Consider the following 17,539-nt stretch of genomic DNA (forward strand, 5'->3'; position numbering starts at 1 on the left):
ATTTTGAAGTTGAACTCCACTTGTACAAGTGGAGTTTTTTTTAATGCACATAATTAGCTTTAAGTGTTATCTATATTGCTTTAATATTACTATAAGATATAACTACTCTCCTCTCTATAACTAAAATAACTGCTTTTATGATTGAAAATCAGTAGTTTGTGTGTTTGTTTTTAAAATTGAAGGATTAATTCCTCAAATTTGAATTATCTGATAGTATAATTAATGATAGTTATTTTATCAGAATTTTTAGGAACATCAAATATTTGTAAAATGACAAGATATTTAATGAACTATAATCAATTTTTATTTGCACAGGTGGCATCCGAAAAACCTCCAATAAAAGAGTAGGAATTATTTAAAAACTTAACTAATTATGGAAACAGGCACAACTATTGAAATTCATAAAGCAGTTGTTGAACAACTGAAAAGTATTTTAGATGGTAATCCAGCAATGGCAAAAAGTCTTGGAGAGTCATTAAAAAAAGCGGTAGAATTATCAAAAAATGGAAGCTCTGATAAAACTATACCTCCTTTAAATAAAGATCTTTACAAGGCAATTGATAAAGAATTTAAAGGAAAAGGATGGCCAGAAACGGTAGATGCATATTATGACTACTTAGATATTTATGTACAAATGATACCGAATGAAAGTAGAGATCCAGAATATCCTAATGCTTGGACAAGTGATGGAACTAAAAATGGATACAATCAAAAAGTATACGATTTACTTTGTCAATCCTATTGGTTGATTGATCAAACAGATTCAGCAGGAAAAACGATGCAGAGTTATCCTGAGTTTGCTGATTGGTTAGTGAGTTTTGCAAATGCTTGGGGAACTTTTTTAGATACGGAAGCTTCTTTAACAGACGAAACGTTACAATCGTTTAAAGATGATAAAAATGATGAAGGCGAAAGTGTTTATAATTTTCCTTTGTATTCTGATAATGAAAGCAGTTGGAAAACGTTCAATCAATTTTTTTATAGAGAATTTAATCACGCGGATCCTAAAACGGGAATTTCTCCTTTGCGTCCTATAGCAGATCCAGATGATAATACGACTATTGTTTCTCCTGCAGATTGTACTTTTAAAGCATATTATCCAATTGATAAAAAAGGGAATGTAGATAAAATTACGTTGAAAGGAACACATACTATTGGTAGTGTAGATGAGTTGTTGGAGTATAGTAAGTATGGAGAAAGTTTTTATGGAGGTACATTTATTCATTATTTTTTAAGTCCTTTTGATTATCATCGTTTTCATACACCGGTTAGTGGAAAAATTTTAGAGATTCTTCCTGTGCAAGGAAAAGTGTATTTGAATGTTGAAACAGCATCTGATGGACAGTTTGATGCCCCTGATGGTGGAGAAAACGGATATGAGTTTTCACAAGCTAGAGGATTAGTAATTATGGATGCGGGTACTGAAGTAGGAAAGGTTGCTATTTTACCAATAGGAATGTGTCAGGTTTCTGGTGTAGATATGTATACTGAACTACAAGGACAAACAGTAGTGAAAGGTCAAGAGTTTGGTAAATTTAGATTTGGAGGTTCAGATATTATTATGTTATTTGAAAAACCGCCTCATGAATTGTATATGTTCCAAAGAGATCCTTCGCTTGTGCCAATTCATTTTCAATACGGACAAGCTTCAGTTTATTGGAATAAGTAATATCTTTTAAAGGAGAGGTAGTTGTTTTTTTAGGAACTACCTCTTTTTTTTAATGTTATAATCTTAATAAGGATTAATGTATGTTTTTTATGATGATACTTTAATACTTTTGATTATCAATAGACTTTGTGATAGGAGTTATTATCTCACCAGTATGTTTGGTAGATTTTGTTTCAATAAGCATAATTAAACAATCTTCAGAAGAACTAACTCTATGGTTGATGCCTTTAGGAACTACATATAAATCTCCTCTTTTCATTGTAAAACTGGGTTCATTTTCTATCTCCATTAAAAGGTTTCCATCAATAATATAAAAAAGCTCATCCTCATTTTCGTGATTATGCCAAGGAATATCTTCTCCTTTAATTTTAGCGACTTTAACGTATTCATTATTAACCCCAGAAATTATTTTAGGAGAAAAGTAATCTTTTAGCTTTTCAGCCTCCTTTTGAATATTAATTATTTGAGTTGTATTCATATCACAACATTATTAAGAGTTTGTTTTTAGTTCCATTTTAATATTACAACGTTCATAAGGGCAACCTTCTTCCACAGGAATTTCTAAAAACCCAAATTTTCTATAAATGTAAATAGCGTTTTCAAGCTTTGTGTTAGAGTAAAGAACGAGCTTGTCAAAATTATTTTCTTTAGCAAAATAGATGCAATGCTGCATAAGCTGTTGTCCTATTTTGTAACCTCTGTGTTTTGGTGAAACAGCCATTTTTGTCAATTCATAAACGTTAGGATCGTCCATTGGCATCAAAGCAACAGTACCTACAATTTCATTATTTAATGTAGCAAAGAAAATATGTCCCCCTTTGTTAATAATATATTTATCAGGGTTGCTTAAAACTTCCTTATCATAAGGTTCTACGTAGAAAAATGTTTCTAACCATTCAATATTCAAATCGTAAAAAGAAGCGCTGTACTCTTCTTTAAAAGTGGTAATTACTACAGTGTTTTTTGTTGTATTCATTTTTATATGTTCAATAATAGCTTTACTGAAGGGCTTTTCTTTAAATTTAGTTTCTAACTCATTTATGAGTTCAGTTAGAGATTCAGATTTTATATTTGTATACTCTTTAATAATGTACTCAATACTGTTCCAAATTGGGGTAACACTTTTAATAAGTTGTTTCCCTTTATCGGATACAAAAACAATCTTTTTTCGCTTATCTAATTTATCTTCTTTTAGAATGATAAGTCCTTTTTTTTGAAGCTTATTAATTGCTTGTGTTGTAGCGGGTTGTGATGTTTTTAAGTTGTTGGTAATCTCAGTATTTGTTACACCATCTTTGTTTTTTATAATTTTAAAAGTAGGGAATAGGTAAGGGTCAAAGTCAATATTAAACTCATCATATACCAATTGTGTTTCACGCATCATATATTCACTAGTTCTCTTTAATCTAGAACCTAAACCAATTTCTCCTAATCCTTTTAATGCATCCATCTATAAAACATAAGTACTTATATAATTGCAAATATAAATGTTTTTTTGATTTCAAACAGTTGCTTATTAATTTTAATAAATACCTAGAAAATATATACCATGGAAAATAATTAAATATTTTCATATATTTGTAAGAGAACTTTAAACAACAATTAAAAATGAAAAGAAATAAAATTATTTTTTATGTAGCTACAGGCTTGTTAACATTATTGATGTTTTTTTCAGCAGGAATGTATTTTTTTAACCATGCAGAAGTAGCTAAAATGTTTACAGCATTTGGATATCCAACATACATTATTTATCCCTATGCAATAGCAAAAATATTAGGTTTAGTAGCATTATGGTTTTTTAGAGGAAAGTTTATAAATGAATGGGCATATGCAGGCTTTTTCTTTGCGTTTATTCTTGCCTTTTTTGCTCATTTTATGATTGGAGATGGAGAGCAAACAGGTGCTGCAATTGCAATGGTACTAGTAATAGTTTCGTATATTTATAGTAAAAAAATATAATGAGCAATAATCCAACAGCAACAGTTACTTTAACTGAACGAAATTACTTAGCAGAAGGTAAAATGAGAAATCATTTTGCCGTTATTGATGAACCTTTGGATAAAGGAGGAGACGATAACGGGCCAACCCCAGTAGAATATTTATTAACTGCAATTGGCGGTTGTGTATCAATTACACTACGAATGTATGCAGAAAGAAAAGGGTGGGACTTAGGAAGAGTTACAGTAAATGTCAGTCAAAAAGAACAATTAACTTCTGAAGGAATTAAAAAATCATTAGTAGAAGAAATTTATTTTGAAAAAGAAGTTACTGATGAGCAACGGACTAAATTATTAGAAATAGCCGGTAAATGTCCTGTAGCTAAAATGGTGAAAGGAGCAACAGAAATTGAAACAAAAATTACAACATAAATGAAGAAAATAATCGCTTTCTCGGGTAGTAACAGCAAAAAATCAATCAATAAACAATTAGTAATATACGCATCAGGTTTACAACAAGAAGCTGAGGTATCTGTATTAGATTTAAATGATTATCCATTACCTATTTATGGAGTTGATGAAGAAATAGAGAATGGTATACCAGAAAATGCAGTGAAGTTTTTAAATGAAATAAAAGAAGCTGATGGTATTATGTTATCATTAGCAGAACATAATGGGAATTTTACAACGGCATTTAAGAATATAGTAGACTGGATGTCGCGTATAGAGCAAAAAGTATGGCACAATAAACCTATGTTATTATTATCAACCTCTCCAGGGGGTAGAGGAGGAGCATCTTCTATGGCAATAGCTAAAAATGGATTCCCACATATGGGAGCAAATGTTATAACCGATTTTTCTTTACCAAAATTTTATGATAACTTTAAAGACGGAAGGGTTGTAAATGAAGAGTTTAATCAAGAAATAAAAGAAGCAGTTACAACTTTCCAAAAAGCAGTATAAACATAAAATATAATATTATGTCAGGAGCAAAGGAGATTGTAAAAAAGTATAGTAATGATGATATTACTGTAGTTTGGAAACCAAATACATGTATCCACTCAAAAAAATGTTGGAAAGGCTTGATACAGGTTTTTAACCCTCAAAATAGACCATGGATTGACATGGATGGAGCAACTACAGAAAGAATAAAAAAACAAGTAGAAGAGTGTCCTTCAGGAGCTTTATCATACATTTCAAAAAAGGAAGGTAGTCAAGCTGCAGCTCACACAGAAACTAAAGTAGAAGCATTGGAAGATGGTCCCTTATTAATATACGGAACCCTACATGTTACCAATTCAGATGGAACAACAGAAAAGAAAAATAAAACAACAGCTTTTTGTAGATGTGGAGCCTCTCATAATAAACCATATTGTGACGGTACACATGTAAAAGTTGAGTTTAAAGGATAATTATGAAAGTAGAGCAAGAAGATAAGGGTAATAAAGGAGAGTTTTTTATTAATGTTGATGGAAATAGAGATGCACTGATGACTTATACTTGGGCAGGAGAAGATAAACTAATTATAGATCATACTGAAGTTGGAGATAGTTTACGAGGAAAGGGGGCAGGGTATAAGTTAGTAGCAGCTTCTGTGGAATTTGCTAGAACTCAAAATATTAAAATCCTTCCTTTATGCCCATTTGCAAAATCAGTTTTTGATAAAAAGCCTGAATATTCAGATGTTTTAGTGTAAATAAAGTTCCTTTTCAATATTTGTAAAAAGTTTATTTTCCTTGGTATATAAGTGTTGTTTTTTGTATTTTTGTAATCTAATAATAAGGAAGTTAAAATGAAGATAGTTTTATACGGCAGAAGAGGACATGCACATACGGTTGCATATAAAAACTTTCTAAAATCTGCAGAAGTACCATTTGAGTATAAAGATGTTTCTATAGATGAGGAAGCGAAAGAACATACAAAAGAACTTTATGAAGGACAAGTGAAGTACCCAACTTTATTTGTTGATGACGAAGTGTATTTAACACCATCATCAGATACGTTTAATAAGTTAATGCAAGACTTAAAATTAAAAGGGTAATCTTATTTAATTAAATAATAAAAAAGGCTAGTAGCTAACAGCTAATAACCAAAACAATGGGAGATATTTCAAAAGACATCAATTCAAAATTTCCAAATGATAAAGTTAAAGCATTTATCAATATTAAATATACTGCTAATTGGATAAGTAGTAAGGAAAATGAGTTTTTTAAACAGTATAGTATTTCACCACAACAATTTAATATTCTTCGTATTTTAAGAGGAGCTAAAGAAGCTATAAAAGTTCAAACAATAAAAGATAGAATGATTGAGCGAGCTCCTAATGCTACGAGGTTAATGGATAAACTGTGTGAGAAAAACTTAATAGACCGTGATAGGTGTGAGGATGATAGAAGAGTAGTTTATATAAGTATTACCGTACAAGGGAAAAAGCTATTAAAAGCAATAGATGATAATTTACATTTAGATTTTATTGATAATTTAACAGAAGAAGAAGCCACCCAACTTAGTGATTTACTAGATAAAATAAGGTAATATATTTTATACTTATATGTGAAATAAATAGGAAGTCTAGTTTTAATATTGTATCTTTTAAGAAAGTGAAATAATAGAAATTATGTACACATACGATACACTTTCAGAAGCATTAAAAGATTTACAGGAAAGAGGATTTACTCTTGATTTTAATTTGAGAGAAAATGAAATAGAAAGTAAAAATACCAATGAAGTATACTCACCTGAAGTATTTGAGATTGTAGAAATGTATCGGTTTGAGGGTATGAGTAGTGTAGATGATAATTCGGTGATATATGCTATAGAAACAATAAAAGGAACTAAAGGAGTGTTAGTTGATGCTTATGGGGTTTATGCAAACTCTTTATCTCCAGAAATGATTCAAAAATTAAAAATAGTACGATAATTTAAAAACTAGAGGACATTGTATATAAAAAAGAGTTATTTCCCTTATAAAATTAAGATGTTTTCCTTATATAATAAATAACCTTTTGCCTATGAGCTTCTATATAGAGTTAAGATATATTTGGGTTGATTAATTAACCCAAACTAATATTTTATGAAGACTTTAAAAACCCTAATGTTTGTAAGTATCTTTTTTATGGTATTTACATCATGTCAAAACGAAGAAACTTTACTACCAGTTGAAACTCAAACAAAAGCAGTAGATGCTAAGGCTGCAAAATCCATAGACGATTTAAGATTAGATTACCATGAAGACTACGGAGTAGTTAAAGCGGATGAATACCCAATGAATCCAGAAGGAGTTAAAAAACCTACCTTAGACTTATTTTTAGAAAAAGGAAACCTTAAAAAAGAAGATTTAAAAAGTTACCGTATTGTAAAAGACGAGTTTTCAGGTGTTGGCTTAGCAGAACATAGAATGAAGGATGGTAATGTGATACAAGTACCACATGAGTATGAAAGACAGCCAGTTTATAGGTTTGAAGCTGAACTAAATGATGGAACAAAAGTTAGAATAATTATAATTATAATTTGTTCTAATGGTTTAATTATAATCATTTGGTGGTAATAAAATAATTGAATAGTTCTAAAAGACCTTATACTTAGTATAGGGTCTTTTTTATAGTATAAACATATTGTAAAAATATGTATCTTGCAATTTGTTATGCATGCATAATACTTTATAAAAATACAACAATGAAATACAAACATATTTTTGAACCCTTAGACCTAGGTTTTACCACTTTAAAAAATCGAATTTTAATGGGGTCAATGCATACTGGTTTAGAAGAAGAGAAAAATGGAATTGAACGCATTGCTACATATTATGCAGAACGTGCAAGAGGAGGAGTAGGTTTGATTGTTACTGGAGGAATTTCTCCTAATATTCAAGGATGGACAGCTCCTTTTTCTGCTCGTATGAGCACAAAAAAACATGCACGAGAGCATAAAGTAATTACAGAAGCAGTTCATAAAGAAGGAGGTAAAATATGTATGCAAATTTTACACTCAGGTCGTTATGGATATCATCCATTCAATGTAGCACCGTCAAAAATTAAATCACCAATAACCCCTTTTAAACCTTTTGCTTTAAAACAATCAGGAATACGAAGAACAGTAAAAGATTTTGTTAACTGTGCTAAGTTATCACAAGAAGCAGGATATGATGGAGTAGAAATCATGGGGTCTGAAGGATATTTAATCAACCAGTTTATAGTAACAAGAACTAATAAAAGAAAGGATGATTACGGAGGGAAATATGAAAATAGAATCCGTTTAGCGGTAGAGCTAGTTAGAAAAATTAGAGAAGCTGTTGGTGAGAATTTTATTATAATCTATCGTTTATCAATGTTAGATTTGGTAGAACAAGGAAGTTCTTGGGAAGAAGTAGTACAATTAGGAAAAGAAATAGAAAAAGCAGGAGCAACCATTATTAATACAGGTATTGGTTGGCATGAAGCACGAATACCTACTATTGCTACATCAGTTCCTAGAGCAGCGTTTACTTGGGTAACTAAAAAAATGAAGGCAGAATTATCTATTCCTTTAGTTACTTCTAACCGAATTAACATGCCAGATACTGCTGAAAAAGTATTAGCAGAAGGACATGCAGATATGATTTCTATGGCGCGTCCATTTTTAGCAGATCCAGAATGGGTAAACAAAGCACAAGAAGAGAGAGTTGATGAGATAAACACTTGTATAGCTTGTAATCAGGCTTGTTTAGATCATGCTTTTCAAAAGAAAGTGGCAAGCTGTTTGGTGAATCCAAGAGCATGTCATGAAACAGAACTGAACTATAATCCAACTTCAAAAAAGAAGAAAATAGCAGTTGTAGGTGCAGGACCAGCAGGTTTAGCTGCTTCAACTGTAGCAGCTCAAAGAGGTCATAAGGTAACCTTATTTGATGCCGATAAAGAAACTGGAGGTCAGTTTAATATTGCAAAGCAAATTCCAGGAAAAGAAGAGTTTTATGAGACCATTCGTTATTTTAACAAGCAATTAGAGTTACACAAGGTAGATGTAAAGCTAAATACAAGAGTTTCTGCAGAAGACTTATACAACGGTAATTTTGATGAGGTTATTTTAGCAACAGGAATTACGCCAAGAACTCCAAGAATAAAAGGGATAGAACACGAAAAGGTATTGAGTTATATTGACGTTGTAAAATTAAAGAAACCTGTAGGTAAGCGTGTTGCTGTAATTGGAGCGGGAGGAATTGGTTTTGATGTTTCAGAATACTTGGCTCACAAAGGAGAGAGTACTTCTCTAAATGTGGATGCTTGGTTAGCAGAATGGGGAATTGACAAAACTTTAGAAGCTCGTGCGGGAATTGAGGGAATTAGACCAGAATTTGATCCATCTCCAAGAGAAATTTTTATGTTTAAGCGTAGTAAAGGAAAGTTTGGAGGAAACTTAGGAAAAACTACAGGTTGGATACATCGCGCTGTACTAAAGAAGAAAAAAGTACAATTTATAGGAGAAGTACAATACACAAAAATAGATGATGAAGGTTTGCACTATGTTCAAAATGAAGAACAAAAAGTATTACCGGTTGATAATGTAATTATTTGTGCAGGTCAAGTTCCATTTAAAAAATTATTAGAACCGTTAGAAGCTAAAGGAATGAAAGTTCATGTAATTGGAGGAGCAGATGTTGCGGCAGAGTTAGATGCAAAAAGAGCGATAAACCAAGGAAGTAGGTTAGCTGCTGAACTCTAGTTTTATATAAATTTAAAATCACTAAAAAAGTCTTGCTATAGCAAGACTTTTTTTATATGTATTAAGATTAAGAGCATGAATAAGTCTAAATAATTACCGATATTTGTAGCTCACATTTTTTTGAAAAAAGTAAATTATGGCAATGAACAAAAACACTGTCCTAGGTTGGGCAACGCTTATAATGGTATTAATGGGAATTTTACTTATATGTTTAGCAGTATTTAAGTACGATGAAATAGCCGGATATGGTTTTGGTGCTGTTGGTTTAGGTTTTTTTGCTAATGCATGGGTGTTTAACGCCTTAAAAGGAAGAGTTTAATTAAAGAAAATATAGAGAAATGAGCGACGATAAAAAAGTCATTTTTTCAATGAATAAGGTCTCTAAGACCTATCAAAGTACAGGAAAACAAGTTTTAAAAGATATTTATTTAAGTTTCTTTTACGGAGCTAAAATTGGTATTTTAGGTTTAAACGGTTCGGGTAAATCTACCTTGTTAAAAATTATAGCTGGAGTAGAAAAAAACTACCAAGGTGACGTTACTTTTTCTTCAGGGTATAAAGTAGGCTACTTAGAGCAAGAACCTAAGCTAGATGAGAATAAGACAGTGATGGAAGTTGTAAAAGAAGGAGTTGCAGAAACAGTTGCTATCCTTGACGAATACAACAAAATAAATGATATGTTTGGTTTAGAAGAAGTGTATTCTGATCCTGACAAGATGGAAAAGCTGATGAATCAACAGGCTGAGTTGCAAGATAAAATTGACGCTTCTAACGCATGGGAACTTGATACAAAGTTAGAAATAGCCATGGATGCGTTACGTACACCAGACGGAGATAAGAAAATTGGAGTATTATCAGGAGGAGAGCGTCGTCGTGTAGCTTTATGTCGTTTGTTATTACAAGAACCAGAAATTTTATTATTAGATGAGCCTACCAACCACTTAGATGCAGAATCTGTACACTGGCTAGAGCATCATTTAGCACAATATAAAGGAACTGTAATTGCTGTAACGCACGACCGTTACTTCTTAGATAATGTTGCAGGATGGATTTTAGAATTAGATAGAGGAGAAGGTATTCCATGGAAAGGAAACTATTCTTCTTGGTTAGATCAAAAATCACAACGTTTAGCGCAAGAAAGCAAAACAGCATCTAAGCGACAAAAAACGTTAGAGCGAGAGTTAGACTGGGTTCGTCAAGGAGCAAAGGGACGTCAAACAAAGCAGAAAGCCCGTTTGAAGAACTATGAAAAATTAATGAGCCAAGACCAAAAGCAAACGGAAGAGAAGTTAGAAATTTACATTCCTAACGGACCACGTTTAGGAACCAATGTGATTGAAGCTACAGGCGTTTCTAAAGCTTATGAAGATAAATTATTATATGAAAATCTAGAGTTCAATCTTCCGCAAGCAGGAATCGTAGGTATTATTGGTCCAAACGGAGCTGGTAAAACTACTATTTTCAGAATGATAATGGGAGAAGAAACTCCAGATGCTGGAAGCTTTAAGGTAGGTGAAACTGCAAAAATTGCCTATGTTGATCAATCACACTCAAATATAGATCCTGAAAAATCTATTTGGGAAAACTTCTCAGAAGGTCAAGATTTAGTGATGATGGGAGGTAAGCAGGTTAATTCGAGAGCTTATTTAAGTCGTTTTAATTTCTCAGGAAGTGAGCAAAATAAAAAGGTAAATACTTTATCGGGAGGTGAGCGTAACCGTTTGCATTTAGCTATGACCTTAAAAGAAGAAGGTAACGTACTATTATTAGATGAGCCAACAAACGATTTAGATGTAAACACACTACGTGCCTTAGAGGAAGGTTTAGAGAATTTTGCTGGATGTGCCGTAGTAATTTCGCATGATAGATGGTTTTTAGACCGTGTTTGTACGCATATTTTAGCTTTTGAAGGAGATAGTCAAGTATATTTCTTTGAAGGATCTTTCTCTGATTATGAAGAGAACAAGAAAAAACGTTTAGGAGGTGATTTAATGCCAAAACGTATTAAATATAAGAAGTTAATTAGATAAATTAAATATCTATTCTTTATAAAAATAAAACTCGAAGTTAGCAGCTTCGAGTTTTTTCTTTTTCTATAACAATTGTCCCCTCAATGTAAAACTGTTTAGTAGATAGTTTTTCATAGTATAGTAGATTATGTTAAAGTTTTCTTAAATACAATTATCGTGCCGAAATGATGAAGTTGTTTTTTTTATTGATTAATTCGTGGTTTTAAAACATTTTTACTATTAATAAGTAGGTATATTATGTGTTTTCTTAAAATAAATCCTTTAAAAGGAGTAGAGGATGCTTCTATTTTATTAAGTATTTCAATAGCTTTGTTTAAAACAACATTTTTGTATGAGAAATAGTCTTCGATTGATTGTTCTATTTTAATATCTGGTTCAATTGTATCAAAGAAGAATATTATTTGAGTCAGGTCGTTTATTTTTTCAAATATAAAAAGCCTCACCTTATTATGGTGAGGCTGAAGAATTTTTATGTGGTCTCTAATGACCCTACTCTTTATAGTATTAATAACAAATTTCATAAAAGCCATTAATACAACAATGGTTGACGGCTGGTAAGCAATTGGGAGGAGTTTGAGATCCACCATGACAAGGATCTCCTAAAGAACATTCTTGCATATCATTTCCTCCAGCAATTAATTTTTGTTCATGCTTTTTTAAAACAGAACCTAATTTTAAAACATTTCTTAACATAATTGTAAATTTTTATAGTTAAACAAATTTATATAATAAGCTCTAAGTAACTTAATTAAAAACCGTAATAAAAGTAAGTGAATTACATACTTTTAACTTAGAATAACGAGTCGTCCTAAAATAGGTTGACAGTTATTTATAATAATTTATAAGTGTTTATATATCATGCTCTGAAGTAATTGATAAAAAGTAATGAAATAAACAGCGTTTTTTTGTAATAATTTAATTAAGGGTTAGCTAGATTACTAGTCATCCTTTTTTTAATTATGAAAAGCAGCATTATGTGCTAAATTTCCATTACAACTGTTACATTTCCCAGCAGCATCCCCACCACCAGCGCAACCGTTGGCACAGGTATAATGATATTGACCAGCTGCATTTGGTCCAGAAGTAGGTGGTGTTACAGGTGTCGATGTTGGTGTATTCGAAGTTTTGTTTGGAGTATTGTGGAATCCTTGGTTGTGAGCAAGTGGAGTTTGACAAACAGGGCAGGTAGTTCCTTTAATATTTGAAGTTCCTCCTTTACACTTTTTAGGGCATATGTAATGTGCACCTCCTATAACACCGGTAGAAACATTATTAGTATTTGGAAGTTTAGGAGTTGGACGTTCACTAAATGGAACTGTTAGCGGATTTACAGGTGCTTTCTTTTCTTCTGTTTTACAAGAATAAAAACAGCATAATAATACGAAGATTGCGAATATTTTTTTCATATTCAAATATAAAAAAACCTCGTCAAAAAAGACGAGGTTTTAACTATATAAAGTTTGTGAATCTTATAAGTGAATCACTTCATCATAAGCATCGGCAACAGCTTCCATAACCGCTTCACTCATCGTTGGGTGAGGGTGTATAGCTTTTAATACTTCATGACCAGTGGTTTCTAATTTACGTCCTAAAACAGCTTCAGCAATCATATCGGTAACACCAGCACCAATCATATGGCATCCTAACCATTCACCGTATTTAGCATCGAAAATTACTTTTACAAATCCGTCAGGAGTTCCTGCTGCTTTTGCTTTACCAGAAGCAGAGAAAGGGAATTTTCCGACTTTTAATTCGTAACCTTTTTCTTTAGCTTGCTCTTCAGTTAAACCAACAGAAGCAATTTCAGGAGTTGCATAGGTACAACCAGGAATGTTTCCATAGTCAATCGCTTCAGTATGTAAACCAGCTAATTTTTCAACACAGGTAATTCCTTCTGCAGAAGCAACGTGCGCTAATGCAGGCCCAGGAGTTACATCACCAATAGCATAATAACCTGGGATGTTAGTTTGGTACCAATCGTTTACTAAGATTTTATCCCTATCAGTAATAATACCTACATCTTCTAAACCGATGTTTTCAATATTAGTTTTAATTCCAACCGCTGATAATACGATATCTGCTTCTAAAACCTCTTCTCCCTTTTTAGTTTTAACAGTAGCTTTTACACCGTCACCAGAAGTATCGACAGCTTCTACAGAAGAACTTGTCATCACTTTAATTCCAGCTTTTTTGAAAGAACGTTCCATTTGCTTAGAAACATCTTTATCTTCTACAGGAACAATCGTTGGCATAAACTCAACCACAGTTACATCAGTTCCCATAGAGTTATAGAAGTGTGCAAACTCAACTCCAATAGCACCAGAACCTACTACAATCATAGATTTTGGTTGTTTTGGTAAGCTCATTGCTTCTCGGTATCCAATAACCTTTTTACCATCTTGTGGCAAGCTTGGTAATTCACGAGAACGAGCTCCTGTAGCAATAATAATATTGTCTGCTGAATATTCGGTTACGTTACCATTTTTATCAGTAACATCAACTTTTTTTCCAGTTTTTACTTTACCAAAACCGTCGATGATATCAATTTTGTTTTTCTTCATTAAGAATTGAACACCTTTGCTCATTCCTTCAGCAACACCACGACTACGTTTAATAACCGCTTCAAAATCTTTATCGATTGCTTCTGCTTTTAAACCGTACTCATCAACATGTTTTAAATAATCATAAACTTGAGCAGATTTTAATAATGCTTTGGTAGGAATACATCCCCAGTTTAAGCAAATTCCACCTAAGTTTTCCTTTTCAACTACAGCGGTTTTAAACCCTAATTGAGAAGCTCTAATAGCTGTTACATAACCTCCGGGACCACTTCCGATTATTAGTACGTCGTATTTCATGTTGTTTACTTTTTACTTGTTGTTTGTTTAATTATTACATTCTCTCAGGAACCTGAATTCCTAATAAATTGAATGCTGATTTTATCGTGTCAGCTACTTTTTTAGATAACTGAACTCTAAATATTTTTTTATCTTGATTTTCTTCTCCTAAAATTGATACGTTTTGATAGAATGAGTTGAACTCTTTTACCAAATCATACGTGTAATTAGCGATAACAGCAGGTGAATAATTACTAGCTGCTTGCTGGATTATTTCAGGATACAATTCTAATTGCTTAATTAATTCTTTTTCTTTCTCATGTAATTCTACTGATACTTTTGATGAATAATCAAAATCAGCCTTACGTAAGATAGATTGAATTCTAGCAAAGGTATATTGTATGAACGGACCCGTATTTCCTTGGAAATCTACCGATGCTTGCGGGTCAAACAAAATTCTCTTTTTAGGGTCTACCTTTAAAATAAAGTACTTTAAAGCACCTAACCCGATAATTTTATATAATTCCTCCTTTTCTTCGTTTGAATACCCTTCTAATTTTCCTAACTCTTGAGAAATTTCACGAGCAGTGTTCGTCATTTCATCCATTAAATCGTCGGCATCAACTACGGTTCCTTCACGAGATTTCATTTTTCCTGAAGGTAAATCTACCATTCCGTAACTTAAATGGAACAATTGTTTCGCCCATGAGTATCCTAGTTTTTGTAAGATTAAGAACAATACTTTAAAGTGGTAATCTTGTTCGTTACCTACGGTATAAACCATTCCGGTTACATTAGGAAAATCTTTTGAACGTTGAATGGCAGTACCAATATCTTGCGTCATGTATACTGAAGTTCCATCCGAACGTAACACCAATTTTTCGTCCAACCCTTCATCAGTCAAATCACACCAAACAGAGCCATCTTCTTTTTTGAAGAAAACACCATTTTTAAACCCCTCCTCAATAACGTCTTTACCTAATAAATAGGTGTTACTTTCATAGTATAGTTTATCAAAGTTAACTCCGATACTTTCATAAGTAACATCAAAGCCTTTGTAAACCCATTCGTTCATCATTTTCCAAAGAGCAATAACTTTTTTGTCTCCAGCTTCCCATTTACGCAACATTTCTTGCGCTTCTAAAAATAAAGGAGCTTGCTTTTTAGCGTCGTCTTCAGAAATTCCTTCAGCAACTAACTCAGAAATTTCTTTTTTATATTCTTGATCGAATTTTACATAGTAATTTCCAACCAGTTTATCACCTTTTAAACCCGTAGATTCAGGAGTTTCACCGTTTCCGAACTTTTCCCAAGCCAACATAGACTTACAAATATGGATACCACGGTCGTTGATAATTTGTGTTTTGTACACTTTATGCCCTGCAGCTTTTAAAATCTCAGCAACCGAATACCCTAATAACACATTACGAACATGCCCTAAGTGTAAAGGCTTGTTAGTGTTAGGAGATGAATACTCAACCATACGAGCATCTGCCTCATCTTCTTTAACAAAACCATAGGTCGCATCAGTTGTAATTTCATTAAAAAAGTTCACATAGAAAGAATCGTCAACTACCAAGTTTAAAAAACCCTTTACTACATTGTAGCTAGTAATTTCATTGATGTTTTCAACCAAATACTTTCCTAAATCTCCACCAATTTGAACAGGATTTCCTTTTCTGTACCGTAGCAAAGGGAAGACAACAACAGTAATGTCACCTTCAAAATCTTTACGGGTTGCTTGAAATTCTACACAAGGAATTTCTACATTATACAAGGCTAAAAATCCTTCTTTTACTTTCGTTTCTATTAACGATTGAATATTCATTGGTTCTTTTTAATTATCGCACAAAATTAGTGTTTTTAATTTTTTCTTCCCACGATTTGCCTTATGATTTTTTAGGATAGAATAATGTTAGACTTCAAAGGTGCTTTCGTACCTTTGCACTATGGATAAAGACCTTGAAAACTTACCAAAATTAGCCAAAGACGCTTTACAAGAAAATAAGAAATATTTTCAACGATTAAAGAGAAGAACGCCTAAACGTTTAGATTTATTGATGCAAGAATTGCATGAGGAAGAATTTGAACGTACGGATTGTTTAGAATGTGCAAATTGTTGTAAAACTACATCTCCTATTTTTACAGAGAAAGATATTGAACGTATTGCGAAACATCTAAAAATGAAAGTGATTGATTTTACAAATCAATACTTACAAAGAGATGAAGATAATTTTATGGTATTACAATCGGCACCGTGTACTTTTTTAGATGAGCGAGATAATACTTGCTTTATTTATGATGTCCGCCCGAAAGCTTGTTCTGAGTATCCACATACCAATCGTAAAAAGTTTATCCAGATAGCAGATTTAACGATTAAGAATACGGAGATTTGTCCCGCTACGTATAGAATACTAGAGGAGCTAAAAAAACGTTTACCACAATCAGGGAGTGTTAAAGGGTAAATAATATATTTTTTCTATTTTTAAAGAAAATATATCATAGTGGAGACCCTTATACATTATTTTGAAACCATTCCTTCTAGTCACAGAAGTATTATTTTAGTAGGTGGAATAACCTTTTTTTGGTTACTAGAAAGTGCAGTTCCTTTATTTAGTTTTAAATACAATAAATGGAAACATGCATGGCCTAATTTATTTTTTACGGGCACTACCATAATTATCAATTTTGCACTGGCTTTTCTTTTACTAAAAACTGCAGATTGGGTACAAGCGAATGATTTTGGATTGATTAATTGGCTTCCTAATATGCCCTTATTGTTGTATGTACTGTTAGGTGTGTTATTCTTAGATTTTTTCGGAGCTTATTTAGCGCATTTAGTAGAACATAAAGTAAAACCTTTATGGATGGTACATTTAGTACACCATTCTGATCATAAAGTAGATACCACAACAGCAAACAGACATCATCCGATAGAAAGTATTATTCGTTTTACATTTACATTACTAGGTGTTTTTTTAGTAGGAACACCAATAGGTATAATTATGTTATATCAATCAATGTCGTTAGTATTTACACAATTAACCCATGCCAATATAAAAATGCCTAAGAAATTAGATAGAATATTAAGCTATGTTATTGTTTCACCCGATATGCATAAAGTACATCATCATAATATATTACCTTATACTGATTCTAACTATGGAAATATTTTTTCTATTTGGGATCGATTATTAGGGACTTACATGGAATTAGATCGTGAAAAAATTGTCTACGGAGTAGATACATTTCCTGATGAAGTAAAAAATTCAAGTTTAAAAGAATTGCTTAAACAACCTTTTCAAGGGTATCGTAAACCAACAAATTTGGAATAATAATAAAGTATAAAAAAGAAACGAGCCTAGG

At 32.2% G+C, this 17,539-nt stretch carries 22 protein-coding genes; 15 read left to right on the forward strand and 7 right to left on the reverse strand.

The genetic code is table 11. The annotated features are described in order from the left end of the window. The first annotated feature begins 373 nt into the window (after nt 1-373). On the forward strand, nt 374-1,669 hold the full coding sequence (locus ACQYZ7_RS07615; protein WP_430729171.1) for a phosphatidylserine decarboxylase: 1,296 nt from the start codon (nt 374-376) through the stop codon (nt 1,667-1,669). 100 nt (nt 1,670-1,769) lie between these two features. Here the strand turns inward: ACQYZ7_RS07615 and ACQYZ7_RS07620 are convergent, their stop codons facing one another. After that, nucleotides 1,770-2,147 carry a cupin domain-containing protein gene (locus tag ACQYZ7_RS07620; RefSeq protein WP_430729172.1) on the reverse strand — a complete coding sequence of 126 codons (378 nt, stop codon included), beginning with the start codon at nt 2,145-2,147 and terminating at the stop codon, nt 1,770-1,772. 12 nt (nt 2,148-2,159) lie between these two features. Continuing rightward, the gene (locus tag ACQYZ7_RS07625; protein ID WP_430729173.1) at nt 2,160-3,119 is read right to left on the reverse strand and encodes a bifunctional helix-turn-helix transcriptional regulator/GNAT family N-acetyltransferase; all 960 of its coding nucleotides are present in this window, start codon (nt 3,117-3,119) and stop codon (nt 2,160-2,162) included. A gap of 158 nt (nt 3,120-3,277) precedes the next feature. Here ACQYZ7_RS07625 and ACQYZ7_RS07630 point away from each other — a divergent pair, with 158 nt between their 5' ends. The 12 genes from ACQYZ7_RS07630 (at nt 3,278) to ettA (ending at nt 11,336) form a co-directional block, all read left to right on the forward strand. Then, nucleotides 3,278-3,628, forward strand: a complete 351-nt coding sequence (locus ACQYZ7_RS07630) for a DoxX family protein (protein ID WP_430729174.1) — start codon at nt 3,278-3,280, stop codon at nt 3,626-3,628. Then, nucleotides 3,628-4,038, forward strand: coding sequence for an OsmC family protein (locus ACQYZ7_RS07635; protein ID WP_430729175.1), 411 nt, complete (start codon nt 3,628-3,630; stop codon nt 4,036-4,038). The genes ACQYZ7_RS07630 and ACQYZ7_RS07635 overlap by 1 nt, the downstream gene beginning before the upstream one ends. Continuing rightward, nucleotides 4,039-4,569 (forward strand): NADPH-dependent FMN reductase, encoded by a 531-nt coding sequence (locus ACQYZ7_RS07640; protein WP_430729176.1) that lies wholly within the window; start codon nt 4,039-4,041, stop codon nt 4,567-4,569. It abuts the gene before it with no gap. A 17-nt stretch (nt 4,570-4,586) separates the two neighbouring features. Continuing rightward, nucleotides 4,587-5,018: a (4Fe-4S)-binding protein gene (locus tag ACQYZ7_RS07645; protein WP_430729177.1), complete on the forward strand. Its 432-nt coding sequence runs from the start codon at nt 4,587-4,589 to the stop codon at nt 5,016-5,018. Between the two features lie 2 nt (nt 5,019-5,020). Next, nucleotides 5,021-5,302, forward strand: coding sequence for a GNAT family N-acetyltransferase (locus ACQYZ7_RS07650; RefSeq protein WP_430729178.1), 282 nt, complete (start codon nt 5,021-5,023; stop codon nt 5,300-5,302). 96 nt (nt 5,303-5,398) lie between these two features. Next, entirely contained in the window at nt 5,399-5,647 is a 249-nt protein-coding gene (locus tag ACQYZ7_RS07655; RefSeq protein WP_430729179.1) for a glutaredoxin family protein, read from the forward strand. 56 nt (nt 5,648-5,703) lie between these two features. Then, nucleotides 5,704-6,141, forward strand: coding sequence for a MarR family winged helix-turn-helix transcriptional regulator (locus tag ACQYZ7_RS07660; protein WP_430729180.1), 438 nt, complete (start codon nt 5,704-5,706; stop codon nt 6,139-6,141). An 82-nt stretch (nt 6,142-6,223) separates the two neighbouring features. Next, the gene (locus tag ACQYZ7_RS07665) at nt 6,224-6,526 is read left to right on the forward strand and encodes a phosphoribosylpyrophosphate synthetase (protein WP_430729181.1); all 303 of its coding nucleotides are present in this window, start codon (nt 6,224-6,226) and stop codon (nt 6,524-6,526) included. A gap of 153 nt (nt 6,527-6,679) precedes the next feature. Beyond that, nucleotides 6,680-7,153, forward strand: coding sequence for a hypothetical protein (locus tag ACQYZ7_RS07670; protein WP_430729182.1), 474 nt, complete (start codon nt 6,680-6,682; stop codon nt 7,151-7,153). 128 nt (nt 7,154-7,281) lie between these two features. Further along, nucleotides 7,282-9,306, forward strand: a complete 2,025-nt coding sequence (locus ACQYZ7_RS07675; protein WP_430729183.1) for an FAD-dependent oxidoreductase — start codon at nt 7,282-7,284, stop codon at nt 9,304-9,306. 142 nt (nt 9,307-9,448) lie between these two features. Beyond that, complete coding sequence (locus ACQYZ7_RS07680; RefSeq protein ID WP_099216284.1) at nt 9,449-9,625, forward strand: CAL67264 family membrane protein; 177 nt, start codon at nt 9,449-9,451, stop codon at nt 9,623-9,625. Between the two features lie 19 nt (nt 9,626-9,644). Beyond that, nucleotides 9,645-11,336, forward strand: a complete 1,692-nt coding sequence (gene ettA / locus ACQYZ7_RS07685) for an energy-dependent translational throttle protein EttA (RefSeq protein ID WP_430729184.1) — start codon at nt 9,645-9,647, stop codon at nt 11,334-11,336. A 182-nt stretch (nt 11,337-11,518) separates the two neighbouring features. On the opposite strand, the gene ACQYZ7_RS07690 is transcribed toward ettA, so the two are convergent. From ACQYZ7_RS07690 to argS, 5 genes are all read right to left on the reverse strand, one after another. Beyond that, on the reverse strand, nt 11,519-11,857 hold the full coding sequence (locus ACQYZ7_RS07690; protein ID WP_430729185.1) for a hypothetical protein: 339 nt from the start codon (nt 11,855-11,857) through the stop codon (nt 11,519-11,521). After that, entirely contained in the window at nt 11,841-12,029 is a 189-nt protein-coding gene (locus tag ACQYZ7_RS07695; protein ID WP_430729186.1) for a hypothetical protein, read from the reverse strand. The genes ACQYZ7_RS07690 and ACQYZ7_RS07695 overlap by 17 nt, the downstream gene beginning before the upstream one ends. Before the next feature lie 260 nt (nt 12,030-12,289). Continuing rightward, nucleotides 12,290-12,742: a hypothetical protein gene (locus ACQYZ7_RS07700; protein ID WP_430729187.1), complete on the reverse strand. Its 453-nt coding sequence runs from the start codon at nt 12,740-12,742 to the stop codon at nt 12,290-12,292. A gap of 63 nt (nt 12,743-12,805) precedes the next feature. Beyond that, nucleotides 12,806-14,194: a dihydrolipoyl dehydrogenase gene (gene lpdA / locus ACQYZ7_RS07705; protein ID WP_430729188.1), complete on the reverse strand. Its 1,389-nt coding sequence runs from the start codon at nt 14,192-14,194 to the stop codon at nt 12,806-12,808. A 34-nt stretch (nt 14,195-14,228) separates the two neighbouring features. Beyond that, a complete protein-coding gene (gene argS, locus ACQYZ7_RS07710) occupies nt 14,229-16,001 on the reverse strand; it encodes an arginine--tRNA ligase (RefSeq protein WP_430729189.1) in 1,773 nt (590 codons plus the stop codon). 121 nt (nt 16,002-16,122) lie between these two features. On the opposite strand from argS, the gene ACQYZ7_RS07715 reads away from it, so the two are divergent. Next, entirely contained in the window at nt 16,123-16,638 is a 516-nt protein-coding gene (locus tag ACQYZ7_RS07715; RefSeq protein WP_430729190.1) for a YkgJ family cysteine cluster protein, read from the forward strand. A 39-nt stretch (nt 16,639-16,677) separates the two neighbouring features. After that, on the forward strand, nt 16,678-17,508 hold the full coding sequence (locus ACQYZ7_RS07720; protein ID WP_430729191.1) for a sterol desaturase family protein: 831 nt from the start codon (nt 16,678-16,680) through the stop codon (nt 17,506-17,508). Nucleotides 17,509-17,539: the final 31 nt, after the last annotated feature.

This window comes from Tenacibaculum sp. SDUM215027, assembly GCF_050566205.1.
GTDB lineage: Bacteria > Bacteroidota > Bacteroidia > Flavobacteriales > Flavobacteriaceae > Polaribacter.

Bases quoted from the DNA above. Each gene is read 5' to 3' on its own strand.
- ACQYZ7_RS07615 (WP_430729171.1), top strand. From the start codon at position 374: ATGGAAACAGGCACAACTATTGAAATTCATAAAGCAGTTGTTGAACAA.
- ACQYZ7_RS07620 (WP_430729172.1), bottom strand. From the start codon at position 2,147: ATGAATACAACTCAAATAATTAATATTCAAAAGGAGGCTGAAAAGCTA.
- ACQYZ7_RS07625 (WP_430729173.1), bottom strand. From the start codon at position 3,119: ATGGATGCATTAAAAGGATTAGGAGAAATTGGTTTAGGTTCTAGATTA.
- ACQYZ7_RS07630 (WP_430729174.1), top strand. From the start codon at position 3,278: ATGAAAAGAAATAAAATTATTTTTTATGTAGCTACAGGCTTGTTAACA.
- ACQYZ7_RS07635 (WP_430729175.1), top strand. From the start codon at position 3,628: ATGAGCAATAATCCAACAGCAACAGTTACTTTAACTGAACGAAATTAC.
- ACQYZ7_RS07640 (WP_430729176.1), top strand. From the start codon at position 4,039: ATGAAGAAAATAATCGCTTTCTCGGGTAGTAACAGCAAAAAATCAATC.
- ACQYZ7_RS07645 (WP_430729177.1), top strand. From the start codon at position 4,587: ATGTCAGGAGCAAAGGAGATTGTAAAAAAGTATAGTAATGATGATATT.
- ACQYZ7_RS07650 (WP_430729178.1), top strand. From the start codon at position 5,021: ATGAAAGTAGAGCAAGAAGATAAGGGTAATAAAGGAGAGTTTTTTATT.
- ACQYZ7_RS07655 (WP_430729179.1), top strand. From the start codon at position 5,399: ATGAAGATAGTTTTATACGGCAGAAGAGGACATGCACATACGGTTGCA.
- ACQYZ7_RS07660 (WP_430729180.1), top strand. From the start codon at position 5,704: ATGGGAGATATTTCAAAAGACATCAATTCAAAATTTCCAAATGATAAA.
- ACQYZ7_RS07665 (WP_430729181.1), top strand. From the start codon at position 6,224: ATGTACACATACGATACACTTTCAGAAGCATTAAAAGATTTACAGGAA.
- ACQYZ7_RS07670 (WP_430729182.1), top strand. From the start codon at position 6,680: ATGAAGACTTTAAAAACCCTAATGTTTGTAAGTATCTTTTTTATGGTA.
- ACQYZ7_RS07675 (WP_430729183.1), top strand. From the start codon at position 7,282: ATGAAATACAAACATATTTTTGAACCCTTAGACCTAGGTTTTACCACT.
- ACQYZ7_RS07680 (WP_099216284.1), top strand. From the start codon at position 9,449: ATGAACAAAAACACTGTCCTAGGTTGGGCAACGCTTATAATGGTATTA.
- ettA (WP_430729184.1), top strand. From the start codon at position 9,645: ATGAGCGACGATAAAAAAGTCATTTTTTCAATGAATAAGGTCTCTAAG.
- ACQYZ7_RS07690 (WP_430729185.1), bottom strand. From the start codon at position 11,857: ATGAAATTTGTTATTAATACTATAAAGAGTAGGGTCATTAGAGACCAC.
- ACQYZ7_RS07695 (WP_430729186.1), bottom strand. From the start codon at position 12,029: ATGTTAAGAAATGTTTTAAAATTAGGTTCTGTTTTAAAAAAGCATGAA.
- ACQYZ7_RS07700 (WP_430729187.1), bottom strand. From the start codon at position 12,742: ATGAAAAAAATATTCGCAATCTTCGTATTATTATGCTGTTTTTATTCT.
- lpdA (WP_430729188.1), bottom strand. From the start codon at position 14,194: ATGAAATACGACGTACTAATAATCGGAAGTGGTCCCGGAGGTTATGTA.
- argS (WP_430729189.1), bottom strand. From the start codon at position 16,001: ATGAATATTCAATCGTTAATAGAAACGAAAGTAAAAGAAGGATTTTTA.
- ACQYZ7_RS07715 (WP_430729190.1), top strand. From the start codon at position 16,123: ATGGATAAAGACCTTGAAAACTTACCAAAATTAGCCAAAGACGCTTTA.